16 protein-coding genes are annotated in these 17,070 nt (G+C 69.7%); 5 read left to right on the forward strand and 11 right to left on the reverse strand.

What is annotated here, in order from left to right:
- Positions 1–19 precede the first annotated feature (19 nt).
- The gene (gene lpxC, locus ACQ4L4_RS27845) at positions 20–955 is read left to right on the forward strand and encodes a UDP-3-O-acyl-N-acetylglucosamine deacetylase (protein ID WP_377157118.1); all 936 of its coding nucleotides are present in this window, start codon (positions 20–22) and stop codon (positions 953–955) included.
- A gap of 19 nt (positions 956–974) precedes the next feature.
- Positions 975–1,160 carry a hypothetical protein gene (locus ACQ4L4_RS27850; RefSeq protein ID WP_431102009.1) on the forward strand — a complete coding sequence of 62 codons (186 nt, stop codon included), beginning with the start codon at positions 975–977 and terminating at the stop codon, positions 1,158–1,160.
- 205 nt (positions 1,161–1,365) lie between these two features.
- Here the strand turns inward: ACQ4L4_RS27850 and ACQ4L4_RS27855 are convergent, their stop codons facing one another.
- From ACQ4L4_RS27855 to ACQ4L4_RS27880, 6 genes are all read right to left on the reverse strand, one after another.
- Positions 1,366–1,791 carry a hypothetical protein gene (locus ACQ4L4_RS27855; RefSeq protein ID WP_431102010.1) on the reverse strand — a complete coding sequence of 142 codons (426 nt, stop codon included), beginning with the start codon at positions 1,789–1,791 and terminating at the stop codon, positions 1,366–1,368.
- Positions 1,792–2,083: 292 nt separating this feature from the next.
- Entirely contained in the window at positions 2,084–3,934 is a 1,851-nt protein-coding gene (locus ACQ4L4_RS27860) for an ABC transporter ATP-binding protein (protein ID WP_431102011.1), read from the reverse strand.
- Positions 3,921–5,678 carry an ABC transporter ATP-binding protein gene (locus ACQ4L4_RS27865; RefSeq protein WP_431102012.1) on the reverse strand — a complete coding sequence of 586 codons (1,758 nt, stop codon included), beginning with the start codon at positions 5,676–5,678 and terminating at the stop codon, positions 3,921–3,923. The genes ACQ4L4_RS27860 and ACQ4L4_RS27865 overlap by 14 nt, the downstream gene beginning before the upstream one ends.
- Before the next feature lie 64 nt (positions 5,679–5,742).
- The gene (locus ACQ4L4_RS27870) at positions 5,743–6,639 is read right to left on the reverse strand and encodes an anti-sigma factor family protein (protein WP_431102013.1); all 897 of its coding nucleotides are present in this window, start codon (positions 6,637–6,639) and stop codon (positions 5,743–5,745) included.
- Between the two features lie 10 nt (positions 6,640–6,649).
- Positions 6,650–7,183, reverse strand: coding sequence for an RNA polymerase sigma factor (locus ACQ4L4_RS27875; protein ID WP_431102014.1), 534 nt, complete (start codon positions 7,181–7,183; stop codon positions 6,650–6,652).
- Positions 7,184–7,211: 28 nt separating this feature from the next.
- Complete coding sequence (locus tag ACQ4L4_RS27880; protein WP_431102015.1) at positions 7,212–7,589, reverse strand: COG4315 family predicted lipoprotein; 378 nt, start codon at positions 7,587–7,589, stop codon at positions 7,212–7,214.
- Between the two features lie 178 nt (positions 7,590–7,767).
- Here ACQ4L4_RS27880 and ACQ4L4_RS27885 point away from each other — a divergent pair, with 178 nt between their 5' ends.
- Positions 7,768–8,106, forward strand: a complete 339-nt coding sequence (locus tag ACQ4L4_RS27885; RefSeq protein WP_431102016.1) for a DUF805 domain-containing protein — start codon at positions 7,768–7,770, stop codon at positions 8,104–8,106.
- Between the two features lie 83 nt (positions 8,107–8,189).
- Positions 8,190–8,699, forward strand: a complete 510-nt coding sequence (locus ACQ4L4_RS27890; protein ID WP_431102017.1) for a cupin domain-containing protein — start codon at positions 8,190–8,192, stop codon at positions 8,697–8,699.
- Between the two features lie 15 nt (positions 8,700–8,714).
- On the opposite strand, the gene ruvC is transcribed toward ACQ4L4_RS27890, so the two are convergent.
- Genes ruvC through ACQ4L4_RS27905 form a run of 3 tightly spaced genes read right to left on the reverse strand, consistent with a single transcriptional unit; the run spans position 8,715 to position 10,896 of the window.
- Positions 8,715–9,263 (reverse strand): crossover junction endodeoxyribonuclease RuvC, encoded by a 549-nt coding sequence (gene ruvC / locus ACQ4L4_RS27895; RefSeq protein ID WP_331616849.1) that lies wholly within the window; start codon positions 9,261–9,263, stop codon positions 8,715–8,717.
- Between the two features lie 20 nt (positions 9,264–9,283).
- Positions 9,284–10,270: a phosphatidate cytidylyltransferase gene (locus ACQ4L4_RS27900; protein ID WP_431102018.1), complete on the reverse strand. Its 987-nt coding sequence runs from the start codon at positions 10,268–10,270 to the stop codon at positions 9,284–9,286.
- Positions 10,267–10,896, reverse strand: coding sequence for a lysophospholipid acyltransferase family protein (locus ACQ4L4_RS27905; RefSeq protein ID WP_377157097.1), 630 nt, complete (start codon positions 10,894–10,896; stop codon positions 10,267–10,269). The genes ACQ4L4_RS27900 and ACQ4L4_RS27905 overlap by 4 nt, the downstream gene beginning before the upstream one ends.
- Before the next feature lie 251 nt (positions 10,897–11,147).
- On the opposite strand from ACQ4L4_RS27905, the gene ACQ4L4_RS27910 reads away from it, so the two are divergent.
- Positions 11,148–13,910 (forward strand): hypothetical protein, encoded by a 2,763-nt coding sequence (locus ACQ4L4_RS27910; RefSeq protein ID WP_431102019.1) that lies wholly within the window; start codon positions 11,148–11,150, stop codon positions 13,908–13,910.
- Positions 13,911–13,962: 52 nt separating this feature from the next.
- Here ACQ4L4_RS27910 and ACQ4L4_RS27915 read toward each other — a convergent pair whose 3' ends face one another.
- Together ACQ4L4_RS27915 and ACQ4L4_RS27920 are read right to left on the reverse strand one after the other, a co-directional pair.
- Positions 13,963–15,567 (reverse strand): GMC family oxidoreductase, encoded by a 1,605-nt coding sequence (locus ACQ4L4_RS27915; protein WP_431102020.1) that lies wholly within the window; start codon positions 15,565–15,567, stop codon positions 13,963–13,965.
- Complete coding sequence (locus ACQ4L4_RS27920; protein WP_431102021.1) at positions 15,564–16,973, reverse strand: coniferyl aldehyde dehydrogenase; 1,410 nt, start codon at positions 16,971–16,973, stop codon at positions 15,564–15,566. Before ACQ4L4_RS27920 ends, ACQ4L4_RS27915 begins: the two co-directional genes overlap by 4 nt.
- Positions 16,974–17,070 lie beyond the last annotated feature (97 nt).

The following is a 17,070-nucleotide window of genomic DNA, read 5'->3' on the forward strand; positions in this document are numbered from 1 at the left end:
GTTTTGGGACAATACGTCCATGATCAAGCAACGCACCATCAAATCGCTGACCCGTGCGGTCGGGGTCGGCATCCACAGCGGCCAGAAGGTGGAGATCACGCTGCGCCCGGCCGCGCCCGGCACGGGCATCGTGTTCCGGCGCGTCGACCTGGCCCAGCCGGTCGACATCCCGGTGAACACGCACAGCGTCTGCGACACGCGCATGGCCACGACGATCAGCCCGCAGGGCGATCCGGGGCTGCCCAAGGTGCAGACGATCGAGCATCTGCTCTCGGCCTGCGCGGGCCTGGGGCTGGACAACCTGCTGATCGACATCAACGCGGACGAGGTCCCGGTGCTGGACGGGTCGGCGGCGAGCTACGTCTTCCTGCTGCAGTCGGCGGGCATCGAGCTGCAGAACGCGCCCAAGCAGTTCCTTCGGGTGAAGAAGCCGGTGGAGGTGCGCAAGGGCGAGGGCAAGAGCCTGATGTGGGCGAAGCTGGTGCCGCACCACGGCTACACGCTGAGCTTCCAGATCGAGTTCGACAACCCGGCGGTGTCGGCGACGGGCCAGCAGTATGTTTTCGACATGGGCAGCGGCCAGTACAAGCGCGAGATCGCGCGGGCGCGCACCTTCGGCATGACCAAGGACATCGAGCTGATGCGTTCGCGCGGGCTGACCTTGGGCGGCAGCATGGACAACGCGATCGTGGTCGACGACTACCGCGTGCTGAATGCCGAGGGGCTGCGCTACGACGACGAGTTCGTGAAGCACAAGATCCTGGACGCGATCGGCGACATGCAGGTCGTGGGGCATCCGCTGCTGGCGGCGTACACCTCGTTCAAGGGCGGGCACGCGCTGAACAACCTGCTGCTGCGCGAGCTGCTGTCGGACGCCGAGGCGTACGAGATCGTGACCTTCGAGGACGAGCGCGACGCGCCGGCGGGGTTCGCCGAGCTGGCGCCGGCGTGGTGAGCCCGAAGGATCGCTGAAGGTGCTCGTCTTCCGTCTCGTCTTCGCTCTGCTGCTGGCGTCCGGTCTGCTCTGCTTCGCCGTCTACATCGGCACGAAGCAGCCGATCTGGCGCCGGCGCGGCATCCTGCTGATCAAGTGGACCGTGATCGCCGGCATCGGCTTCTTCGCGGTGCTGATCCTGGAGCGGCTGGTGCTGCTGGTGTAGCGCCGTTCAAGGCCGTCGCACCGAGTTGAAGGGCCCCTCGCGGGCCCTTCGTTCTTTTGCAGGTGCAGGGTAAGCGGACGGGTCAATGGATGAAGGCGATCTGGCGCGGGTCCGAGTTGGCGCCGGGTTGGTGCGATAGCACGCGGCGAACGAGGGAGAGGCGGGCGGATTTCCCGCGGGCCTGGGGCAGGCGCCCATGCGGGCCTCACTGGCATTTGATGATGGAGGAATCCTGCAACTGGAAGAACCACTTGAGCTCGCCGTTCTTCTCGCGGATGTAGGTGGAGCCGCTGCGATAGGTCTTGATCTGGCCGAAGAGGTTGGGGCCGGTGACCTCATAGCAGACCAGCCAGCCCGACATGACAGTGCCCACATGGGACCAGGCGGCATCACGGGTGGATCGGACCGCGAAGGTCGTGTCCTTCTTCCCGAAATCGCGTTGCAGGGCGGCCAGCAGTTCCTCGCGAGTCGGCGGAGTGCCCGGATCGGGGCTGGTGTCGACGGTCAGCTTGGAGAACCTGTCGATGGGCCGGCCATTGCGGTCGACTTGGGTGGCGCAGCCCGCGATCAGGGCGACGGCGAAGAGGGCCGAAGCAGATCGGATGAGGTTTCTGAGATGGATCAGTCGCACGGTGTCGCTTGATGTTTTGGCTTGATAGGGGCTGGAGCGTACCGCGTCAGTTGGGAGAATTCGACACCGGTGTCTCGTCGGCGTGCAGCACCGGCTGGCGCACCAGTTCCGCAGCCAACGCATCCAGCGGGCTGCGATCAAGGCGCTGAATGCGCCAGAATTCACTTTGCCCTTGAGGCCTTCCCTGCTTCCAGCCCTTCCGGGAACCTTCTGGAAACCCGCCCTTCGAGGCCTTTGGAAGCCCGGTCGAAGGACCGGGCTTCTGTCGTTCTGAACTCGACGCCTGCAGACCTCACTCCTCCAACGCCTGCAACTGCACCAGCCGCTGGTAGATCCCGCCGTCGATCGCCATCAGCTCGTCGTGCGTGCCGCGCTCGTCGAGATGACCGTGGTTCAGCACCACGATCTGGTCGGCGTCGCGGATGGTCGACAGCCGGTGCGCGATCGCGATCACCGTGACCTGGCCGCGCAGCGCGCGCAGCGCCTCGCCGACCTGCGCTTCCGTGGCGCTGTCGATGTTGGCCGTCGCCTCGTCCAGCAGCAGGATGCGCGGATCGCCGGCCAGCGCGCGGGCCAGCGCGATCAGCTGCTTCTGCCCCGTCGACACCGCCAGCCCGCCGTCACCCAGCCGGCTGTCGTAGCCCTGCGGCAGCGCGCTGAGGAACTCATGCGCGCGCGACGCGCGGGCGGCCGCCTCGATCTTCTCGTCGGAGATTGCGCGCCCCATGCGGATGTTCTCGCGCACGCTGCCGGCGATCAGGTACGGCTCCTGCGGCACCAGGCCGAGCGCGGCATGGAAGGTCTCGTCGGGCAACTGGTCGAGCGGCTGTCCGTCGATCAGGATCCGGCCCTGCTGCGGTTGGTAGAAGCGCAGCAGCAGCGCCAGCAGCGTCGACTTGCCCGAGCCCGTGTGGCCCGCGATGCCGACGAAGCTGCCGGCCGGGATGTCGAGGTCCAGGTCGCGCAGCACCGGCTGTTCCGGCTTGTAGGCGAACTGCAGGTGCTCGAAGCGGATCGCGCCCGGGCCGACCACCAGGTCGGGCCGGTACGACCGGGGCTCGCAGGGCTCGCGCAGCAGCGCGCGCACGCGCGACGCGGCCACCAGCGCCTGCTGCAGCTGGCTGAACTGCATCGTTATCTGGATCAGCGGTTCCACGACGCGCGCGATGTAGGCGAGGAACGCATACAGCAGCCCCACCTCCAGGCCCGACAGCTCGCGCAGCCCGAAGCCGTAGATCACCGTGACGATCAGCAGCACGTTGAGCAGGTCCAGCGCCGGGCGCAGCAGCCAGGCGTTGGCGCGCAGCTCCTGCACGCGCGCGTCGAGCTGCGCGCGGTTGGCGGTCTCGTAGCGCGCCGCGAAGCGCTGCGCGGCGCCGGCCGACTGCAGCATCGCCATGCCCGCCATGCTCTCGGCCATCTGCGCGTTGAGCTCGGCGCGCAACGCGCGGGCCCGCTGCACCGGGCCGCTGCTCGCGCGCTGGTAGAGCCAGATGATCCCGGAGCTCGCCGGCACCAGCGCCAGCACGATCAGCATCAGCCGCCAGTCCAGCCACGCCATCGCGACCAGCGCGCCCGCCACCACGATGGTCGAGTCCAGCATCACGAACAGCACCTGCCGGTACAGGTTGTTGACCGCGTCGGTGTCGTTGGTGATCCGGCTCAGCAACTGGCCGGTGATGCTGCGGTCGAAGAAGGCCATCGGCTGCGCCAGCACGTGCGCATAGACCTGCTCGCGCAGGCGCAGCACCGAGCGCCGCGCGACCGAGGCCATGCGGCGCAGTTGCGCGTAACGCAGCAGGCTGGCAGTCCAGCCGGCGAGCAGCATGGACCCGAGCAGCAGCGCCATCGGGCCGAGCTCGAAGTTGCGCGTCAGCACGTGCGCATCGATGAAGTGCTTGCCAAGGATGGGGCCGATCGCCTCCAGCGACGCCGCGACCACCAGCCAGCCCAGTCCCTTCACCAGGCCGCGGCGCTCCGGCGCGGCGGCCTGCGCCAGCAGCGCCAGCGCTTCGCGCGGCGAGTGGTCGTTCTGAGCGTTCCGGGCGTTCTGAGCGCTCTGCGCGTCCTTCGCGTCCTTCGCGAGCATCGCGTCGCGCGAGCGCTTGGCGTCCTTGCCGGACGCGGTCTCAGGCGGCGTCAAGGCTGGCCTCCAGTTGTTGATAGCGCCACTGGCCGGCATACCAGCCGCCCAGCGCGAGCAGCTCGTCATGACGGCCGCGCTCGACGATGCGACCCTGCTTCAGCACGACGATCTCGTCGGCCTCCATCACCGCCGACAAGCGGTGGCTGACCACGGCTAGGCTGCGCTCGGGATGCCGCTGTCGCAACTCGCGCCAGTGGTCGAGGATCTGGGTCTCGGTGCCGCTGTCGACGGCGGACAGCGCATCGTCTAGCAGCAGCACCGGCGCCTCGGCCAGCAGCGCCCGCGCGATCGCGATGCGCTGGCGCTGGCCGCCGGACAAGGTGACGCCACGTTCGCCGACCAGCGTGTCGTAGCCCAGCGGCAGGCGCGCGATGTCGTCGTGCACGGCGGCGAGTTCGGCCACGGCCAGGATCTGCTCGCGCGTCGCGTCCGGGCGGGCGAGGGCGATGTTGTCCGCGACCGAGGCCGAGAACAGGAAGGGCTCCTGCGGCACCCAGGCGAGCGCGCGCCGCAGCGCCTCGAGGCGGATCTGCGGCGCGGGGATGCCGCCCAGGCGCACGGTGCCCGCGTCGGGCTCGTACTGCCTGAGCAGCAGACGCAGCAAGGTGGACTTGCCCGATCCCGTTGCGCCGACGATGCCCAGCGTGCGGCCCGGCGGGAGCGTCAGCGCGATGTCCTCGAGCGTCGGCTGCGTCATGCCGGGGTAGCGGAAGGACACGTGCTCCCACGTGATGCCGGCGTGCGCGGGGACGTCGCTCGTCCCGGTGTCCACCAGGCTGACCGGTGCGTCCAGCACCGGCTGCAGCCGCGACCAGGCGGCGCGTCCGCGTTCCAGCAGCGACAGCACCCAGCCCGCGGCGAACATCGGCCAGATCAACTGGCCGAGGTACATCGTGAACGCGGTCAACTGGCCGATGCTGATGACGTCCGTGCCGACGAGCCACGCGCCGACGCCGAGCGCGATCACCGTCGCCGCGCCGAGCGACAGGCCGACGGCCGGCTCGAACATCGCCTCCCAGCGCTGCGCCTGGTAGGCGGCGTCGCCGGCGTCGCGGGCCAGTTCGCCGAACTGCTCGCGGCTGCGCCGCACGAGGCCGAGCGCGCGCACGGTGCGCACGCCGGCGAGGCTGTCCTGCACCTGCTGGTTCATCGCGGAGAAACGCTTGAGCGAATCGGAGGAGGCGACGTGGATCCGCGTCGAGATGCGCCAGAACGCGTAGGCCATGAACGGGAAGGGCACCAGCGCGGCCAGCCCCAGGCGCCAGTCGACGCCGATCGTCATCATGCCCAGCACCAGGATCAGCGTCAGCGAGCCGTCGAAGGCGGCGAGCAGCGCCTCGCCCGCGGCCATCTCGATGGCGTCGACGTCGTTGCTCGCCAGCGCCATCAGGTCGCCGGTGCGCTGGGCGTGGAAGAACGCGGGGCCCTGATTCGTCAGTTGCGCGTACAGCCGCATGCGCAGTTGGCGGCCGAGTTCATAGGCGGTGCGGAACAGCGCCAGGCGCCAGCCGACACGCAGCAGATAGATCGCAAGGCCGGCCAGCACGAGCAGGCCCAGTTGTCCGATCAGGTCCCAGCCGGCGAGGCGGTGCGAGACCAGCGCGTCGACGACGTGGCCCACCTGCCGCGGGATCCAGACCGTCAGGACGGCGATGGTGCTGAGCATCAGCGCGCTGGCCGCGTAGGGCCGCCAGTGGCCGCGGATGTGGCCGACGATCAGGCGAGAGAGGGACGACGACATGGCCGCGCATTGTGCCCGCCGGGTCCTGACCGCCGGAAGGTCAGGGCCATGGTCCGGGCGAGCCTCAGGGCGCGGAGGCCGCCCGCGCGATCATGCCGATGCGCGCGTGGACCAGGTCGGCGAGCACGCGCAGCCGCCGCTCGTCGAAGCTGCCGCTGAGCGCGTAGGCCAGCTTCCCGTCGATCCAGTACAGGCTGCGCGTGGTCTGGCCCGCTTCGACACGCCGCATCAGGCGGAAGGCCACCGGCGCCTCGGGCGAACTCGCGCCGGTGCTGACGTAGAGCGTGAAGCGTTCGCCGGCCTCGTTCTCGTACATGAACTGCGCGCGGGCCAGCGCCGCGCCGACGGATGCATCGTCGCCGGCCGGCAGCAGGCGGCCGCCGACCAGCTTCCAGCCGTAGTCGCGCAGCACCGGCGCGTACAGCGGCTGGCCGAGCCGCTTGCTCAGCCATTGCATCAGGTGATCGGCCTGGTCGGCGCCGACCTCGACCGGATGGCGTTTCTCGGGCTGGTAGACGGCATGCGCGATGGCGGCGTCGCGGACGTATTCCGGAATTGAAGGATCGCGGCCGGCGGCGCGCGCGGCCGCATCGGCGGCGGCCATTGCGGCGGCTTCCTTCTTGCCGTACCACCAGGCATGACCGCCCCAGCCGCCGGCGACGCCGGCCCCCAGGCCGACGGCCAGCAGCAGTGCCGCCGCCCAGGCGCGCGGCCAGCGTGCGGCATTGGCCGCCGGCGGGCGCAGCGCGGTCGTGAGCGACGCCGGCACGGGCTCGTCGAGCCAGTCGCGATGCAGCGCCTTCAGCGACTCGCGCTGTTCGCGCCAGCCGAGCACCTGCTGCGCGGCGCGCGGGTGGCGCAGCAGCCAGTCGGCGACCTGCGCGGCGCGTTCGGGCGTCAGTTGTCCGTCCACGTACGCGTGGAGGGTGGATTCGTCGAAGTCGATGTCGTCGGGCGTCATGATGGGGCGCTCATTTCACCACCCGCAGCGGCGGGCGGCCCGGCGCGGCGCCGTCCATCGACAGGCGCAGCCGGTCGCGGGCGCGCGACAGCCGCGACATCACCGTGCCCACCGGCAGGTCCAGCACGCGGGCGGCGTCCTGGTAGCTCAGTTCCTCGACGCAGACCAGCAGCAGGATCTCGCGCGAGGCCGCCGGCAGCGCGGCCAGCGCCCGTTCGAGGTCCAGCCGCAGGGCGACGCGCTGCTGCGGTTCGTCGATCGTCGGCTGCGGGGTGTCGTCCTCGTCGAGCGAGTCGTGCAGCGCCTCGCGGGCGTCTCGCCGCTGGTTCAGGTAGAGGCGGTGCATCAGCGTCAGCAGCCAGTTGCGCAGCGCATCCTGGCGCGTCGGCCCCGGTTCGGCATGGAACAGCGCACCCTTGCGGGCGGCGCGTTCCAGCGTGTCCTGCAGCAGGTCGTCCGCCCGGGCGTGGTCGCCGCACAGCAGCCGCGCGTGGCGGCGCAGGCGGGGAAGCAGCGGGAGCGCTTCGTCGAGGACCAGAGGCATGGGCGAGACGGTCGGCGAGCCAGGCCTTTTAAGGCTTTGCCGCGTGCCAGACCTGGTTGACGCCGTCGCCGCTGCGTTCGCCCGGCTTGGTGTCCTTGACCCAGAAGTACAGCGGCTTGCCCTTGTAGGCCCATTGCTTGGAGCCGTCGTCGCGGGTGATGACGGACCAGTCGCCGGAGGCCTTGTCCTCGGCGCGGGCCATCAGCGGCGGCCAGTTCGTGGCGCAGCCGCCGTTGCACACGCTCTTGCCGCTGCCGGCGGTGTCCTTGTCGAAGGTGTAGAGCGTCATCTCGTTCGGGCCGACCAGTGCGTCGCCCTTGGCGGTCGCGGGGGCCGACTGCGCGGCGGCAAGGCCGGCGGCGGCCATCAGGATGGCGGCGGCGGTCAGCTTGAGGGTCTTCGTCATGCGGAGTCTCCTGGGTTGAAGTCAGGTGGGGGGTATTGCATGAACACGGTGGGAGGGCCACTTATTCCAACTGACTTTCTTCCACCCTCGGAGGGATCGCCACGTCGGGGGCAGGCCCTTACGATCCGGCGGTCCCGATCCGGGGACGTCCATGTTCACACGAGAAAAAGGGAGTGCCATGAATTTCGGCGATTCGATCCAGACCTGCCTGCGCAAGTACGCGGACTTCAACGGCACCGCGAGCCGGTCCGAGTACTGGTGGTTCGTGCTCTTCCTGGTGCTGGGTTCGGCGATCCTGAGCGTGTTCTCGGACAAGCTGAGCCTGGTCTTTTCGCTGCTGACGCTGCTGCCGTCCTTCGCCGTCGCGGCGCGCCGGCTGCACGACATCGACCGCAGCGGCTGGTGGCAGCTGATCGGCATCATCCCGCTGATCGGCTGGATCGTGATGATCTACTGGCTCGTCCAGCCGAGCCAGCCGAATCGCTACGGCACGGGCACGGCGACGACGCCGGTGTGATCGCGTGACGGAAAAACGGGGACTGGTCAGTCCCCGCGTGCGCGGGTACCGTGGTTTATCGTGAACCGCCAGGAGACCCCCGCATGACCGACCGCGCCCAGGCGCTAGCCGCCCAGCTGATCCGCAACTTCCACGAGGCCGAGCTGACCTCGTTCAAGCGCGAGCCGATGTACGAGTCGCGCTTCGCGCGTCTGGCGCGCGGGACCGCCGCGCGCAAGCTCGGCGCGTCCTACGACATCGTCGAGCCCGGCAAGACCACCTGCCCGTACCACCTGCACTACGCCCAGGAGGAGATGTTCATCATCCTCGAGGGCACCGGCACGCTGCGCGTCGCCGGCGAGCGTCTGCCGATCAAGGCCGGCGACGTGATCTTCATCCCCGCGGGGCCCGAGTACCCGCATCACATCATCAACACCTCGGACGCGCCGATCCGCTACCTCTCCGTCAGCACGATGGAACAGCCGGAGATCTGCGTCTATCCGGACTCGAACAAGTTCATGGCCGAACACGTGCCCGCCAACGCGACGCAACCGTTCGAGGCCATCCGCAAGGTGGGCGAGGGCGATCTCGACTACTGGCACGACGAGCCCTGAACCGGGCCGCCGCGCTCAATACGTCCGCGAGCCCTTGAACTGCGCGTGCTGCCGACGCTGCAGCGTCGTCTGCTTGCCCATCGCCTCGAAGGACACGCGGGCATGCGCGTCCATGATCGCGATGCCCAGCGCATCCGCCGCGTCCTTGCCCGGCTCGCCGGGCAGCTTCAGCAGCCGCGCCACCATCGCCTGCACCTGCGACTTCGCCGCGCCGCCGTGACCGGTGATCGCCTTCTTCATCTGCACCGCGGTGTACTCCGACACGTGCAGGTCGCAGGACACCAGCGCCGTCAGCGCCGCGCCGCGCGCCTGCCCCAGCAGCAGCGTCGACTGCGGGTTGACGTTGACGAAGATGATCTCCACCGCCGCGCAGGTCGGCTGGTAACGCGACACCACCTCGCGGATGCCGTCGTAGAGGATCTTCAGCCGGCCCGGCAGGTCGCCGGTCGGCAGCGCGTTGGTCTTGATCGTGCCGCTGGCCACGTACGCCAGCCGCGGCCCGTCCGCGTCGATGACGCCAAAGCCGGTCGTCTGCAGGCCGGGGTCGATGCCGAGGATGCGCATGCCGTCGACTCCTTCAAGTCTCAGGTGCCGGCGCGGAAATACCACCGCACCGAATGGAAGAACACCGGCGCCGCGAAGCACATCACCGCGATGCGGTCCAGCAGGCCGACCGCGCCGGTGATCGCGCTGCGGTTGCCCCAGGCGTTGATGCCCGCGTCGCGCTTGAGCGCCTGCATCACGAACACGCCGAAACTGCCGCAGCCCGCCGCGACGAACGCGGCGATCGCCGCCTGGCCCGCCTTGAACGGCGTGATCCAGTAGAGCAGCGCGCCCACGAGCGCCGCCGTGAACGCGCCGATCCACCACGCCTTCATCGTGAACGAGCGGCTGATGCGGCGCGCCACCGGCTTGGCGCGGAAGCGGCTGGTCGCGATCGCCTGCGCGATCTGCCCGCAGGCCACCACGGCCACCAGGAAGAACAGCAGGAAGGCGCCGCGGCCCTCGTACTTCGGGAACTCGAGCAGCAGCAGCGCCGGCGCGTGCGACAGGCCGTAGACGCAGACCATGATGCCCCACTGGATCTTCGAATTGCGCTCCAGGAAGCGCCCCGGGTCGTCCGCCAGCGCGCTGGCCACCGGGATCGCCAGGAAACCGTAGACCGGAATCAGCACCGAGAACAGGTCGAAGTGGCGCGTGCCCACCAGCACGTACTGCAGCGGCAGGATCACGAAGAAGGCCATGATCAGCCCGCGATGATCGGCGCGGCGGGTGTGCAGCAGCGTGATGAACTCGCGGAAGGCCAGGAACGAGAACACGGCGAACAGCAGCGTCGCGCCCACCGGCCCGGACACCCATGCGGCCCAGAACAGGCAGGCGCCGACCCAGACCATGTTGAGTTCGTGCCGGAACCTGGCCCAGCGTGCCTGCCAGGCTTCCTGCTGGTCGTCGGGACGCTCGCGCAGCGACCACAGCACCGAGCCGATGCTCACCAGCAGCAGCGCGCCGAACAGCACGACGAACAGGAAGGCCACCTGCTCGCCGCTGTTCAAGGACTTGAGCCACCTCATTCCTTCCACCCTCCGGGACGCAGCGCCATCACCGCCGAGCGCGCGCGTTCCAGGAAGGCGCGCTTGTCCTCGCCGGGTTCGATCCGGATCGGCGCGCCGAAGGTGACGGTGCACAGGATGGGTACCGGCACGATCTCGCCCTTGGGCATGACGCGCTGGACGTTGTCGATCCAGGTGGGGATGAGCTGCACGTCCGGGAACTGTTCGGACAGGTGGTAGAGGCCGGCCTTGAAGGCCTGCGGCGCGCCCTTGTTGGAGCGCGTGCCCTCCGGGAAGATGACCAGCGAGTCGCCGCCCTGCAGCGTGTCGACCAGCGGTTCGAGCGGATCCTCGTCGGGGGTCGCGCGCGTGCGGCTCACGTAGACCGCGTTGAACACGGCGCTCGTGAGCCAGGTCTTGAGCGCGGAACTGGTCCAGTAGTCGCGCGCCGCGATCGGGCGGGTGCGGGCGCGCAGTTCGCCGGGCAGCGAGGCCCAGATCAGCACCCAGTCGAAGTGGCTCTGATGGTTGGCGAAGTAGATGCGTTGTTCGGACGTCGGGGGACAGCCTTTCCAGTGTCCCTGCGCGCCGGTGATCAGGCGCGCCAGCCAGGACAGGAACAGGCCGGTGATTTCGGCAAGGACCATGGGGCGGATTATCCCGGACTGCGGGTGGGGCGGCTCGGAGTCTCGTCCGGCCCAGGACCCGTCTGCGCCGACGCCGGAGACGATGACTCCATTCAATGAGGGTTCCACGCCACGATGGCTCCACTCAACGAGTGGTACAACTCAAGTAAGTCGGTTTCGTTGGAAATCTTGCAAGAACCGGTCATCGTCTCCGGCGGGCGTATGACAAGACACTGGGAGTCTTCTGTCCTTTCCGGTTACGCAGCACGCCGATGACGACCTCCACTCCTGCCCCAGCCCGCAAGACCACGATCGGGATGCCGCCCGTGCCCACCACGACGCCGGTGGCCGACCTTGCCCTGCCCGCCGCGTCCCTGCCCGCCGTGTTCCTGTCCGCCGGCGCGCCTGCATCCGGCGCCACCCGCAGGCCCCGAGGCCACCAGCCCGACGAGGCCGCTCCGCCGGAGGCGACGGACGGCGGGAACGAGGCGGACGGCTCGACCGACGCCCCGACGGCGTCCGGGGAGGCGCCGACCGCGGCGACGGAGGGCCCGGGCAAGGTGGCGGGCGCCGACGCCGACGCGGACGCGGCGACGCACCAGGCGGACTCCTGCCGCGAGGTCCACAGCGACGGCACGGAGGAGGATTGCCACCACGATGCCGTGTGGCCGTGGATGATCGCCGGCGCGGGGGTCCTGCTGGCCGGTGTCGCGAGCGCGGGCGGCCATGGCGGCGACAGCCATGCCGGCGACAGCCGCGCCTCGGCCGCCGCCACGCCGTCGGCGCCCACGCCGCCGCCGTCCCCGCCGTCCCCTCCGGCTCCCCCCGCACCGCCGGAAGCCCCGCTGCCCGCGGCGCCGCGGCTGTCCACCAGCTCCGGCAAGGACACGATCGATGGCGCGGGGCATGTCGATGTCGCGCTCGCCTCGCCGGGCGGCGCGTGGGTGTACCGCATCGACGGGGACAACACCTGGCACGCCGGCCAGGGCAGCCGCATCGATGCCGCCACCTTGAACCGCGGCGTGCACGCGGTGATGGTCGCGGAGCTCGACGATCAAGGCCGCCGCGGTGACGTCGCCACGCTCGCGGTGCGGGTCCACGACGAGGTGCTCGCGCCGACGCTGACGCTGGCGCACGACAACGGCAGTGCTGGCAGTGCGTCGAACGACGGGCTGACCAACGACGGCACGATCGCCGTCTCCGGCCTCGCGCCGGGCGCGACCTGGTTCTACCGGGTGAACGACGCGGCCGACTGGGTCCAGGGGTCGGGCGGCGAGGTGCCGGGGAGCGTGCTCGTCGCGGGCCTGAACAAGGTCGAGGCCTTCCAGGTCGACGCCGGCGGCGAGCATGGTCCGCTGAGCCACCTGACCGTGACGCTCGACCTCACGCCGCCGGACGCACCGGTGCTGCAGACCAGCAGCGGCACCGACCTGCTGAACACGAAGGACTTCATCAACGTCTCGGGCATTGAAGCCGGCGCGAGCTGGAAGTTCCGCGTGAACGGGCCAGGCGATTGGATCGAAGGGCAGGACGGGCGCATTCCCGCGACCGCGCTGTCGAATGGCGAGAACCGGCTCGAGGTGCTGCAGGTCGATGCGGCCGGCAACCCGGGCGCCGCCGCGACACTGACGGTTCGCCAGGATCTGCATGCGCCCGACATGCTGCACGCCCACCTGGAAGGGGGCCGCGGCGATCTGGTGCCTCTGCAGGGATCGGTGGTCCTCGACAACCTCGAGACCGACGCGACCTGGAAGTACCGCGTCAACGGCGAGGGCGACTGGCACGTCGGCAGCGGCTCGCAGCTGGCGGCGAACTATCTGGTCGAAGGTCGCAATGACGTGGCGCTGATGCAGACGGACGCCTCCGGCCACGACAGCGCCGTGAGCGCGATCACCGTCACGCGGGACAGTCTGGCGCCGGACCGTCCCGACCTGACGACCAGCAACGGCCAGCCCGCGATCAACGGACAGGGCAGCCTGCTGGTTCATCGGCTGGAGGACAGCGCGACCTGGGAATACCGGATCGACGGCGACGACTGGCAGGCCGGGACCGGAGATTCGTTGGCGGCCGCAGCGCTGCATGAAGGCCCGCAGACCGTCGACGTGCGCCAGACCGACCTGGCCGGCAATGTGAGCGAAGTCGAATCGTTCGCGGTCAGCGTCGACAGCGTCGCCCCGGACGCCGTGCTGGCGAGTGTCCAAAGGGCGGGCGGCGTTGCGGCGCCGGACAACCTGATCAATGCCGGCGGCCATGTCTCGATCGACGGGCTGGAGCCGGGTGCGAGCTGGGAGTTCAAGGTCAACGGTGACGAGCATTGGCGCGAAGGCCCTGGGACGCAGCTGGCGACGCGTGTCCTGGATGAGGGCGCCAATACCGTCGAGGTCCGGCAGATCGATGCCGCGGGCAATGCCGGGGCGGAGAGCACGGTGCAGCTGTCCTTGGACACGACGCCGCCCGTGATCGAGGTGACGGCCCCCAATGCCGCCTTCGCGAGCGACTCGCTCCTGCAACTCAATGGACGGAGCAGCGTCACGGTGGCGACCCACGGCAGCGACGTCGTCGAGGTGAGGATCGGCGGCTCAAGCTACGCCTTTGGCGTGGATGGCGGGGCCAACTGGGCCGCGGACTATTTCAGCGCTGGACAGACCAGCAATGCGCCGGCACAGAGCACCTTGCTGATCGCGGCGTCCGACAAGGCCGGCAACACGTCGACCCGCGTGCTGACCGTGCGCGCGGACACGATAGCGCCCCACGCGCCGGACCTGAAGCTGAAGAATGACGCCGGTTCGGACCACTCGGACCTCGTCACGGCGGATGGGACCGTGGAGGTATCGGGCCTGGGAAGCGCGGACTATCTGCACTACAGCCTCGACAACGGTCAACACTGGTCGGACTGGCAGAGTGGCGGGGAGATTCCAGGCTCGGTCTTCGGTGCCGATGGGGTCAAGAATCTGCTCGTGCAGGTCACGGACGCCTACTTGAACATCAGTCCGACCAGTTCGCTTCAGTTCACGCTCAACGCCTCGGTGATCTGAAGGCCGCGAACGGCCCCGTCACCGGCTGACGCCCGCCCTGCACGAGGCGTTCTCATTCAGCGCGGATCAACTGTGTCGCCTTCTCCGCGATCGCCACCACCGGCGCGTTCGTGTTGCCGCTGACCACGCTCGGCATGATTGATGCGTCCACGACGCGCAGTCCCTCGATGCCTCGCACGCGCAGGCGGTCGTCGACGACCGCCAGGTCGTCGTGGCCCATGCGACACGAGCCGACCGGGTGATAGACCGTGTCCACGCGTCGGCGCAGCAGCGCTTCGATGTCGGCGTCCGCGTCCACGCCGGCGCTCCAGGTCTCGTTCTTCCAGAACGCCTTCATCGACGGCGCGCGCATCAGGTTGCGCGTGAGCTTGTAGCCCTCGATCAGTTCGCGTACGTCCTCGGCATCCTGCAGGAACGCCGGATCGATCCGCGGCGCGGCCAGCGGATCGGCGCTGGCGAGCGTCAGCACGCCGCGGCTGCGCGGCCGCAGCAGGCACACGTGACACGACAGACCGTGACCCATGCGCAGCTTGCGCGCGTGGTCCTCGACCAGGGCCACGACCAGGTGCAGTTGCACGTTCGGCGCGGGCAGGCCCGGTCGCGTCGACAGGAAGCCGCCGCACTCGGCGAAGTTGCTGGTGACGAGCCCGCGCCGTTCGCGGCGATAGCGCTGCAGGTGTCCGACGAAGCGGGCGCTGCCGCGCGCGGAGATGCCCGCGAGATCGAGGCAATCGGACTCATAACCGAAGACGAAGTCCGGATGGTCGTGCAGGTTGCGACCGACGCCGGGCAGGTGGTGCCGCACCGCGATGCCGTGCGCCTGCAACTGCGCGCCGTCGCCGATGCCCGACAGCATCAGCAACTGCGGCGACTGCAGCGCGCCGGCGCAGACAATGACTTCGCGCCTTGCTCGCAACGTACGTCGATGGCCGCCTTGCAACACCTCGACGCCAACCGCACGCCGCTCGTCGAGCACCAGCGACAACGCGCGCACGCCGGTCTCCACGCGCAGGTTGGGCCGCCGGCCCAGATGCGGTTCGAGATAAGCGCGCGCGACGCTCCACCGCTCGCCCTCGTGCTGCGTGACCTGATAGACGCCGAGGCCCTCCAGGTCGGCGCCGTTGAAATCCTCGAGGACCGCGTGGCCCGACTCCCGCGCGGCCGCCCGCCACGCCGCGTGGATCGGCGAATCGGTGCGCAGGTCTCCGACGCGCAGCGGTCCGTCCTGCCCGTGCCACGGGGCGCCGAAGCGCTCGTTGCGCTCGGCCTGGATGAAGAAGGGCAACAGGTCGTCGTAGCCCCAGCCGACGTTGCCGGCCGCGGCCCACGCGTCGTAATCGCTGCGGTGTCCGCGCGTGTAGACCATCGCGTTGATGGCGGACGATCCGCCCAGCGCCTTGCCGCGCGGCTGGTAGCCGCGCCGGCCGTTCAGACCGGGCTGCGGTTCGGTCTGGAAACCCCAGTTGTTGAGCTTGGCGGCGACCTGCAGCACCCCGGCGAAGGGCGTGGTCGTGACCCAACTGTCGCCCCGGCCTCCCGCCTCGAGCAGCAGCACGCGACAGCCGGGATCCTCGCTGAGCCGGCTCGCGAGCACCGCGCCCGCGGAGCCGCCGCCGACGATCACGATGTCGGCATCGCCTCCGTCCGCCGCGCTCATGCGATCTTCTTCAGCAGGCCGAGCAGGCGGTCGAAGGTCGCGCCGTACGGCGGATGGAACAGCTTCGTGCCGGCGAAGCGCGACTGCAGGAACACCGGCTTGAGCTTGCTGAAGGTGTTGAAGCCCCAGACGCCGTGATACGCGCCCATGCCGCTGGCGCCGACACCGCCGAAGGGCTGTTCCTCCTGGCCCAGGTGCCAGATGCAGTCGTTGACCGTGACACCGCCGGCATGCGTGCGGGCGAGCACGTCGTCGCGCGCGGCCTTGTCCTCGCCGAACCAGTACAAGGCCAGGGGCCGGTCGCCGCCGTTGACGTGCGCGATCGCCTCGGACGGATGACCGTACGGCACGATCGGCAGCAGCGGGCCGAAGATCTCCTCGCGCATGACCGCCATCTCCGGGCTGGTGTCGAGCAGCAGCGTCGGGACCAGGCGACGGTCCGCGGGGGCGTCGTCGTGCGTGGGTCGCAGCGCCGCGCCGCGGGCTTGCGCGTCTTCCAGCAGACCCTTCAGCCGCGCGTGATGGCGCGGACTGACGATGGCGGTGTAGTCCGGATTGCCTTCGATGCGGGGATACAGCCGACGCACGGCGGCCACGATCGCATCGGCCAGCGGTTGCACGAGCTCCTTCGGTGCCAGCACGTAATCCGGCGCGACGCAGGTCTGTCCGGCGTTGAGCAGCTTGCCGAAGGCGATGCGCTCGGCGGTGCGGGCGAGGTCGGCGCTGCGGTCGACGATCGCCGGCGACTTGCCGCCGAGTTCGAGCGTGACCGGGGTCAGGCGTTGCGCCGCGGCCTGCGCGACCAGACGACCCACCGGCGTCGAGCCGGTGAAGAACAGATGGTCGAAGGGCAGTTGCGTGAAGGCCTTGCCGACCTCCGCATCGCCGGTGACGACGGTCATCTCGTCGGGCGCGAAGTGCTGGGCGACGAGCCTGGCCATCAGCGCCGAGGTGGCCGGCGTCAGCTCCGACGGCTTGATCATCACGCGATTGCCGGCGGCCAGCGCCGCGAGCGCGGGCGCCATCGCGAGGTAGTACGGATAGTTCCACGGCGCGACGATGCCGACCACGCCGAGCGGCTGCGGCATCAGCCGGTTGCCGGCGGGCAGGAAGTGCAGGGCGGTCGGGGCGCGCTTGACGGCCATCCAGCGCTTGAGATGCCGCATCGCATGCCGGGCGCCGGACTGCACGGTGAACAGATCGGCCAGCAGGCTCTCGTGCCGCGAGCGGTGGCCGAAGTCGCGGGACATCGCATCGGCGAGCGCCTCCGCGTGCTCGACGCTCATCCGCAGCAGCCGCGCCAGACGGTCCCGGCGCTGCGCACAGGTCGGCATCCGCTCGCGATCGAACGCGGCGCGCTGCTGCTCCAACACAAGGTGCAGGCGCTCGTGCAGGGCTTGGTCCATGGGGTGTCTCCGCCTTGTCGTTCTTGAATGGGAGCAAGCGTACGCCCGCTCCAGGGCCGCGCCCAGGCCGTGCGATCCCGAGTAGAGACCAATGACT

Source organism: Roseateles noduli (assembly GCF_050626985.1).
GTDB classification, from domain to species: Bacteria; Pseudomonadota; Gammaproteobacteria; order Burkholderiales; family Burkholderiaceae_C; genus Roseateles; species Roseateles noduli_A.